The sequence below is a fragment of the Photorhabdus noenieputensis genome, assembly GCF_018448935.1.
GTDB lineage: Bacteria > Pseudomonadota > Gammaproteobacteria > Enterobacterales > Enterobacteriaceae > Photorhabdus > Photorhabdus noenieputensis.
On sequence record NZ_RCWC01000036.1, the window covers coordinates 52,898 to 61,862 of the forward strand.

The following is an 8,965-nucleotide window of genomic DNA, read 5'->3' on the forward strand; positions in this document are numbered from 1 at the left end:
GATGGAAAAACAACAGCCAACTCTCTCATTACGAGTGATCAACAGCGATCAATTGGAAAGCGGCAAAGCGGCTAGCTGCCTATTCTCTACTCAAGGTGGCACAGTTGGCAGCAGTGAAAGCCATCTTTGGTCCGTTCAAGATCAACAAGGTAATATCAACCCATCACAATTTACTATCCAGTGGCGTGATGGCGCATTTTGCTTACAAATGATCACGGGTCCTCTGTTTGTGAATCAGTCCTCCCTGACTTCTGGCACCGGTTTCATTCGCCTGCAACAAGCGGATGAAATTACCATCGGTAAACTAGTGATCAAAAGTTATATCAGTTTTTCCGATGCAGATCGCATTGATCCCATGACGGTATCACCGGAATCACTGGTTTCCAGTTATAGCAATCCACTGGACGCTATGATGGAAAAAGATCCTGCTCAAGATTCCGCTTTCACTGATCATGGTTCTTTGGCCCCCACGATCAAACACGATTTCAGCCATGATCCACTCAAGGTTCTCGATAACGAAAATCTGACCACTCTGGACCAGACGTCAGTGAGTAACGAGGTAGACCAAAGCCTGCAACAAGACCACTACCGCACCCCATTATTTTTCTCTTCCCTCTCAGATAACAGAGGCAATGCTATGGATCAGGATTTTGTTGATTTACCCGGTATCTCTTCGCCTTTTAATGAACAGTATCAGGACATGGAACAGCAACATGTTGCTATCACGCCATTGATGCGAGGGTTGAACACACAATTGCCTTTGCATAACAGCCAACAAGCCAACGACTTTCTGGAAGAAGTGGGTAAGACCATGAAAGCAGCTATTGAAGGTTTACTAGTATTACAGCGTACACAGCATGGGCTGCGTGATAAACAATTGCGCCCTATTGAAGATAACCCATTACGGCTGAACATGGATTACAACACCACCATGCAAGTGATGTTTGCTGATCAAAAAAGCCCGGTACATCTTTCCGCTCCCTCTGCGGTCGCTGAAAGCCTGCACAACCTGCAATTGCACTATAAGGCTAACCGGATTGCGATCACTGCCGCCTTGAACACCATGCTGGATGCTTTTTCTCCGGAACATCTACTGAGTCGTTTTGCTCAATACCGCCGCAGCAATGAAACACAGGAAAAAGATGCAACCTGGGCATGGGAAATGTACACCAGTTACTACCGCGAACTGGCTTCCAGCCGCCAACAAGGGTTCGAAAAACTGTTCGGTGAAGTCTATGAACAAGCTTATGACCGCGCCCTGCGTCAAGGTTTAGAGGATAGCCAGTAATGAAGCGCTCCGGCGGTAATACCTCATGGTCCGGTAGTTATACCGTATGGTTTGTATTGCTGGCAGCGCTGATATTAAGCGGCTGTAGCAGTGCATGGCAGGCAACGAAGAAAGTCGGACAGGTAGTCTGGGACCCATCAACTCCAGTTGGTCAACCCGCGAATTTACCTTCCACCGTCGCGATCACTTTGCTGGCAGAACCTGATATTAACCCCAATAAAAATGGAGAAGCCACTCCGGTTGAAATGCATCTGCTCTATCTCAGTGAAGATTCCCGTCTACTTGCCGCTGATTATGACCAACTGGCGAGTGACAAGCTGGATAAAGCGCTGGGGAAAAATTATATCGACCATCAGGATTACACCTTATTGCCGGGGCAGTACAAACCACTGCCAGTCATCCCGCTGGAAAAAAATAGCCGTTACATCGGCGTTATCGTTCGCTATGCCGATATTAATCAATCCGAATGGAAAAAGGTCATCCGTGTGAAAGACACAGGACAGCAATACGACATTCTGGTGCATATCAGAGCGAACGAAGTTGAACTTAGAAAAGAGGAGCAATAGTTATGCCAGGTAAAAATCGGGTGATTTGGCGCGAAGGATTATTCATCAAGCCACAACACTTTCAGCAACAACAAAAACATAATGACTATCTAGCTCATAGCCGCCTGACGTCCTTAACCAGTTATAGTTATGGCTTCAGTTCTTTGACACTGGATAAAGACCTTCTCGCTCTAGGACGCATCGGTATCATCGAGGCCAGCGGTATTATGCCAGACGGCACAGTGTTCTCGATCCCTCATCAGGATGCCACTCCCCAACCGCTTGATATTGCGAATATTCACGAGAACAACAGTAAAGATATCTATCTGGCACTGCCAATAGCCAACGATATTCTTAATGAAGTTTCTCATTCAGAATCCAATCATGCAGGAGCTGTGCGCTACCGTGAACGAATGGAAGATATCCGTGACCTGCATACAGACGGCGGTGATATCTGCCAAGTCATGCTGGCACAACTGACGCCGATTCTGAAACAGGGTTCAGAAGATCTCAGCGCTTTTTCCGTACTACCGCTATGCCAGATAATAGAAAAGCTTCCTACCGGAACTATCATATTGGATGAGGATTTCGTACCAACCTGTACATCTATCAGCGTCTCCACTCAATTAAAAAATTATATGGATGAAGTGGATAGAGCAATGACAGAACGCGCTAGATCACTCGCTAACCGGATTGGCTCTCCCGGACAGCAAGGAGTCGCTGATGTTGCTGAATTTATGATGCTCCAACTGGTTAACCGAGTTCAACCGTGGTTTACCCACTATGCGGGACAAGCCATTCTGCATCCACAAGATTTTTTCACTCAATTGATCCAAACCTTTGGTGAACTGAGAACATTTACTCATGAATCCCGTCAGGTCGGCGATGTGCCGGTTTACAAACATGACGATCTGACTGCAACATTCAAGGAAGTCATGCTCATCATGCGCGAAGCAATGGGTGTTGTGCTAACCCCGAGAGCGATTCCGATTAAGCTACAAACTCAAGCAAATGGTATCCGGGTGGCGTACATCCATGATCGTAATGTCTTGACGAACGCGGAATTCATTCTGGCAATCCGCGCACAGGTTCCACATGATCAATTACTCCGCAAGTTTGCTCAACAGACTAAAGTTACATCGGCTGAAAGGATCCGCGAAATGGTCAGCATCCAGTTGCCTGCCGTAGAACTGACGGCGCTTCCCTCGGCACCACGTCAGTTGCCTTATCATGCTGGTTACACCTATTTCCGACTTGAGCAACAAAGCGACGCATGGAAAGACATTCTAAAAGGTAACTCCATCGCTTTCCACGTTTCAGGAGAATTCCCTGGATTAGATATGCAATTCTGGGCGGTTAGGAATGGGAGTGCCTAATGAAAACTGAAACCATAAATGACAATCCTATGCCGACGCAGGAAGTTACTGATAATACTGTGCATCCTCAGTATCAGTTACCGCTACGCGGAGAAAGCCTAAACCCGATGATCGATGCCGCTACACCGCTGCTCGGCATGGTCATGCGTCTAAAAGACATGGGTGAACAACCGCTGCCGGACCAGCTTTATCAACAGGTCGTTACTGATATCCAGGCAATCGAACAACTTCTACAAACCAAAGGTTATGAGCCGGGCGCAATTATCTCTTTCCGCTATACGCTCTGTACCTTCATTGACGAAACCGCATTAGGTCATGGTTGGAATAGCAAGAATGAGTGGTTACAACAATCACTACTGGTTCGATTCCACAACGAAACTTGGGGTGGTGAAAAAGTCTTTCAGTTGTTAGATCGTTTAATGGGTGAACCTCAGCGCTATCAACATCTGCTGGAGTTTATCTATCTCTGCTTCTGCCTCGGTTACCGTGGTCGCTATAAAGTTGCTTCGCAGAAAAGTGATGACTTTGAACGTTTATTCCGTCGATTACACCAACAACTGCATGCGTTGCGGGGCGAAGCTCCTCCCATCATTCTCCACAGTAACGCCAATGAGCGTAATGATCGCTATCGCTTGGGTAAACGTCTGACCATTAAACATCTGTTCTGGAGCGGTATTACGCTACTCGCTATCGTTTATAGCTTCTACGCTATCCGTCTGCACAACCAAACCCAGAACATCTTACAACAACTAAATAACTTACTGAGCTAGGAAAGAAACCGATGATTCAGATTGATCTACCTACATTAGTTAATCGCTTAAATCCGATGACTCGGCACGCTCTGGAAGCGGCAGCAGCGCAGTGTGTCAGCCAACAGCAACCTGAGATCACTGTTGCTCAGCTACTGCTGCAAATGATCAACACGCCTCTTAATGATGTCAGAGCGATCTTCAATCAAGCCGAAGTAGACAGTGATCTGCTGAAAGAACAACTTGATCAAATGATCCCTCACCATCAAGCAATGGTTCAGGCTTATCCCAGCTTCTCTCCAATGCTGGTGGAGTGGTTACAGGATAGCTGGCTGCTAGCATCGACGGAGATGCAGCATCAGGAATTACGCAGCGGTGTCATGCTGATGACCTTGCTGTTCAGCCCGTTACGTTACCTGACACCACAATCCGCACGCCTTTTATCGGGAATAAACCGCGAATTGTTACGCCAGAATTTTACCCAATGGACCGCGGGTTCTGCCGAACAACCGGTTGTGGAAAACGATAAAAACGGACAAAACAAATCTACCGCCAGCAGTGATAGCTTGCTCGCCCGTTTTACTCAAAATATGACAGAACAAGCGCGTCAGGGAAAACTCGATCCTGTTCTATGCCGTGACAGAGAAATCGACCTAATGATCGATATTCTCTGCCGTCGCCGTAAAAATAACCCGATTGTGGTGGGTGAAGCGGGCGTCGGTAAAAGTGCGCTCATTGAAGGGTTGGCTCTGCGCATTATCGACAACCGAGTACCGGAAAAACTGCGTAACAGTGAATTGATGACACTAGATCTGGGAGCGCTACAAGCAGGTGCGGCGGTAAAAGGTGAATTTGAAAAACGTTTCAAAGGCATTATGAATGAAATAAATCAGTCATCCGTGCCGATTATTCTGTTCATCGATGAAGCTCATACCCTGATTGGCGCAGGCAATCAGCAAGGCGGACTGGATATCTCCAACCTGCTAAAACCCGCTCTGGCACGGGGCGAACTGAAAACAATTGCGGCGACCACTTGGGGCGAATACAAAAAATATTTCGAAAAAGATGCCGCCCTCTCCCGCCGTTTTCAACTCGTTAAAGTGGCCGAACCGACCGCGGAAGAAGCCATCATTATTATGCGTGGCCTGCGGGCAATCTATGAACACTCTCATGGCGTATTAATCGATGATGAAGCGCTAAAAGCCTCTGCGGTATTAAGCGACCGTTACCTCTCTGGACGCCAGTTGCCAGACAAAGCCATTGATGTGCTGGATACCGCCTGCGCCCGCGTCGCCATCAACTTGACGTCACCTCCGCGCCAAATTTCCGCCCTGAAAAACCAACTGCATCAGCAGCAAATGGAATCAGACGTGCTGGCGAGGGAACAGCGCATGGGGCTCAACCCGCACACGGTTCGACTGGATGCTCTGCGACAACAACAGCAGGAAACCACGGAGAAATTGGCTGAACTGCAAGCCAGTTGGCAGCAACAACAGCAATTAGTTCAGCAAATTATTGAACTACGCCGTCAGCTATTAACCGACGAAACAGAATTAACTCACGAAACAAAACAGAGCGAAACCTCGGCCGAGATAACAACTGACGAGTTGATTGCACAATTGGCTGAACGCAATGAACAGTTGGAACAATTACAGCAACAACACACGCTTGTTTCTCCTCACGTGGATAAGAACCAGATTGCGACGGTTATCGCTGAATGGACTGGCGTCCCCCTTAATCGCCTGTCACAAAGTGAGCTCTCCGTGGTGACTGAACTCCCCACGCATTTGGGACACAGCATTAAAGGACAAGATCTCGCGATTCAATGCCTGCATCAACATTTGTTGACGGCCAGAGCGGACCTGCGCCGTCCCGGTCGTCCATTGGGTGCTTTCTTGCTGGCAGGACCCAGTGGCGTCGGTAAAACCGAAACCGTTTTACAGATTGCCGAATTGATGTTTGGCGGACGTCAATATCTGACCACTATCAACATGTCGGAATTTCAGGAAAAACACACCGTTTCCCGCCTGATTGGCTCACCTCCAGGCTATGTTGGCTATGGAGAAGGGGGGGTACTCACCGAAGCTATTCGCCAGAAACCTTATTCCGTCGTCCTGCTCGATGAAGTAGAAAAAGCCCATCCAGATGTCCTGAACCTGTTCTATCAGGCCTTCGATAAAGGTGAGCTGGCCGACGGGGAAGGCCGGGTGATTGACTGTAAAAATGTGGTCTTCTTTTTAACGTCCAACCTGGGCTATCAAACTATCATTGATAATGCCGATAACCCGGCAGAGATGAATGACCGGCTTTATCCTGAACTGGCGGCTTTCTTCAAACCCGCCTTACTGGCGCGAATGGAAGTGGTGCCTTACCTGCCGCTGGGACACGACACCCTGAAAACCATTATTCAGGTCAAACTGGCGCGCCTCGATACCTTATTGCGTCAGCGCTTCAATGCCGACGTCACCCTGAGTGATGAGGTGGCTGAAGAGATACTGCAACGGGCCACCCGCGCTGAAAATGGCGCACGCATGCTGGAATCGATCATTGATGGCGCTTTGTTACCGCCATTATCCCTGCTGTTGTTGCAAAAAATGGCGGCCGGAAAGCCGATCAGCACTATCCAGCTCACCGTCAACGACCATCAATTCAACGCGGTGGTTGAGGAGATACCATGAAACAACGGCTGAAAAGCGCATTAGCGTTATTGGAAAATGACTCTGTCGAGCAACTGGTTCATCACTTTCTGCAAGTGAATCACCAGCGCCAGCGTTTTGACGCCTTGCTGGTCTCCCTGCTTAACGTGAATGAAAACCGTCTGGAATGCTACCGGCTGCCGGCACCAAACCAGATAAGCGCGCTGCAACTGGATGTCAATATCGGTGATATCAACCACCCACTGGTCCAAATCCTGTACAAGGGTACCCCGACGACCTGGGACTCACTCAATCAAGGGGTCCGCATCGACCATCGAAACTTTCGCCTCTTCGTTGAAGAACTGCCTCATCGCTGCGGCCTGCATGCTATCCCGTTGTTTAACTGCAACGGGCAGGCGTGTGGCGTGATTGCTGTTTTCGCCAACGATGTCCGTCGTTTTGCGGACGACAGCAACATGTTTTACATCTACTGCCATGTCATGCAACACCGACTGAAAAAATTGCAGGAACTGGAACAACTGCGTGACCAATTACGCCAGATCCGCCAGGTTTTTCAGACACAGCGCCAGAAAGAAAAACAGCTTGATGCGCTGCTGGCTGCGTTAAGCGCCACCGCCGAAAACAACACCTCAGCCAGCGTCTCGCACGATTACAGCAAAATCGACGACTTACCTCAGGCCCTCGAAGAGTTCGAATGCGCAGTCCTGATACAACGCCAGCATATTTACGGCAATAACACCAAACAGATTGCCGAAAGCTTAGGTATTGCCCCCCGGACACTGACGTACAAACTGGCGAAATACAGGTGTAAATTATGAGTTTTCTGCTACTGGTCAGTTCATTCATCGCCTCTCTGACAGGCAAACCCGATATTCAGCCCGCTCAGGAAACCCCCACCGCGCCTTCACTGCCCGCTTTGCTGCAATGCCGGGCAGAACCGTCGCCGCTGGTCAGACTCGATTGCTACGACCGTCTGTTGGATAAAGTCGATAATATTGCCGTTATCCCGTTAGAAAAAACGGGCCCGGTCTGGAGACAGGCGATGGAACAGGAGATGAAACGCACTGACCATTCAACCGGTTTTATCACCACCCAGTCTGACAGCCTGCCGACTCGCGTCATACTGACCACCCCCGCGATAGGTGTTCCACCCCCCCGGCCGGTTCTGATGCTGAGTTGTATCGATAACATTACCCGAATACAAATTGCCCTGGCGAAACCCCAAGATAGCGGCACGGTGATGATTTCAACGGAAATCACCCAATTCAGTGCTGACTGGTTCTTGCGTGAAAACGGCTACCTGCTGGAATCCAGCCGTGGACTGCCGGGCATTGAAGCACTCAAACGACTGATGACAGGAAAAACCCTGACCATCAAAACCGGCAACGGAAACCGCATGACATTCAACATTTCTCAACTGGAACAGGCGGTGAAACCTTTACGCTCCGCCTGCCGCTGGTGATCCCAATGGATATCAGGAAACAATTTGACTGGCAGGGCCTCCTGCTGACCCCCCTGTCGGATGAACTCATCCGCCGGGCGCTGGATGAAAACGAACCCGCCTGGGAATATATCGACGGGGAGATGGTGAAGCTGGGATCACTGGCCCATTCCAGCCTGAATATTGAAGAGATCCAGCGTCAGGCGCTGCAACTGTTCAGCGAAAAAAGCAAAGATTTCAGACTGATGGTTCATTTACTGCGCACACTGCAACACGGCAGTCATCCCGCGGAACTCATCCTGGCAATGGAGCTGTTAGCCGATTACATCCCGCATTACTGGCAGACCGCCTGGCCACAAAAACCGCTGCTCAAGCGCCGCCTGGCGCAACAGGTGATTAAACGGTTTGACGCGGCGCAACCCGGCTTCTGCGAACAGGCGGATGAGACGCAGCGCGAAGAGGCGCAGAGCGCACTGGCGCATCTGGCACAATGCTGGCATACCGACGAACCGGCACTGGCTAAAGAGATCGACCAGTTACGCCCCCGCTACGCCCGTAAACCTGCGCCAAAACCGGCACCCACTGAACCGGCAGAAACGACGGCCCCCTCGGCAAACACGTCAGCACTGACCCCCACCGCCATACCGGATGTCACCGTAGACAGTGCCGGTGAAAAAGCCTGGAAACAGACGCTCCTGACCGTGGCCGACCTGCTATGCGAACGCCAGCCTGATTCCCCTGTCGGCTACCGTCTGCGTCGTTATGCAATCTGGCACGCACTGACCACGGCACCGATGGCGAATGGCACCGGTAAAACACCGCTGGCACCGGCGTCGGCCGACCGTACCGCCGATTATCTGGCGAAACTCCCGGCGGCGGATAACGCCCTGCTGCAACAGATAGAACAGA

At 50.0% G+C, this 8,965-nt stretch carries 8 protein-coding genes; all 8 read left to right on the forward strand.

Translation table 11 applies throughout. The annotated features are described in order from the left end of the window. Position 1: 1 nt before the first annotated feature. Complete coding sequence (gene tagH / locus EAE91_RS19550; protein WP_214089944.1) at positions 2 to 1,288, forward strand: type VI secretion system-associated FHA domain protein TagH; 1,287 nt, start codon at positions 2 to 4, stop codon at positions 1,286 to 1,288. Further along, complete coding sequence (gene tssJ, locus EAE91_RS19555) at positions 1,288 to 1,854, forward strand: type VI secretion system lipoprotein TssJ (protein ID WP_244868943.1); 567 nt, start codon at positions 1,288 to 1,290, stop codon at positions 1,852 to 1,854. Before tagH ends, tssJ begins: the two co-directional genes overlap by 1 nt. A 2-nt stretch (positions 1,855 to 1,856) precedes the next feature. Further along, entirely contained in the window at positions 1,857 to 3,209 is a 1,353-nt protein-coding gene (gene tssK / locus EAE91_RS19560) for a type VI secretion system baseplate subunit TssK (protein WP_214089945.1), read from the forward strand. Next, entirely contained in the window at positions 3,209 to 3,979 is a 771-nt protein-coding gene (icmH, locus tag EAE91_RS19565) for a type IVB secretion system protein IcmH/DotU (protein ID WP_214089946.1), read from the forward strand. Before tssK ends, icmH begins: the two co-directional genes overlap by 1 nt. Before the next feature lie 11 nt (positions 3,980 to 3,990). Continuing rightward, positions 3,991 to 6,636 (forward strand): type VI secretion system ATPase TssH, encoded by a 2,646-nt coding sequence (tssH, locus tag EAE91_RS19570; RefSeq protein ID WP_214089947.1) that lies wholly within the window; start codon positions 3,991 to 3,993, stop codon positions 6,634 to 6,636. Beyond that, complete coding sequence (locus EAE91_RS19575) at positions 6,633 to 7,433, forward strand: helix-turn-helix domain-containing protein (protein ID WP_214089948.1); 801 nt, start codon at positions 6,633 to 6,635, stop codon at positions 7,431 to 7,433. Before tssH ends, EAE91_RS19575 begins: the two co-directional genes overlap by 4 nt. Then, positions 7,430 to 8,077, forward strand: a complete 648-nt coding sequence (vasI, locus tag EAE91_RS19580; protein WP_214089949.1) for a type VI secretion system-associated protein VasI — start codon at positions 7,430 to 7,432, stop codon at positions 8,075 to 8,077. Before EAE91_RS19575 ends, vasI begins: the two co-directional genes overlap by 4 nt. A 5-nt stretch (positions 8,078 to 8,082) precedes the next feature. Continuing rightward, positions 8,083 to 8,965: type VI secretion system protein TssA (gene tssA / locus EAE91_RS19585; RefSeq protein WP_214089950.1), on the forward strand; the 883-nt coding region annotated here is incomplete at its 3' end.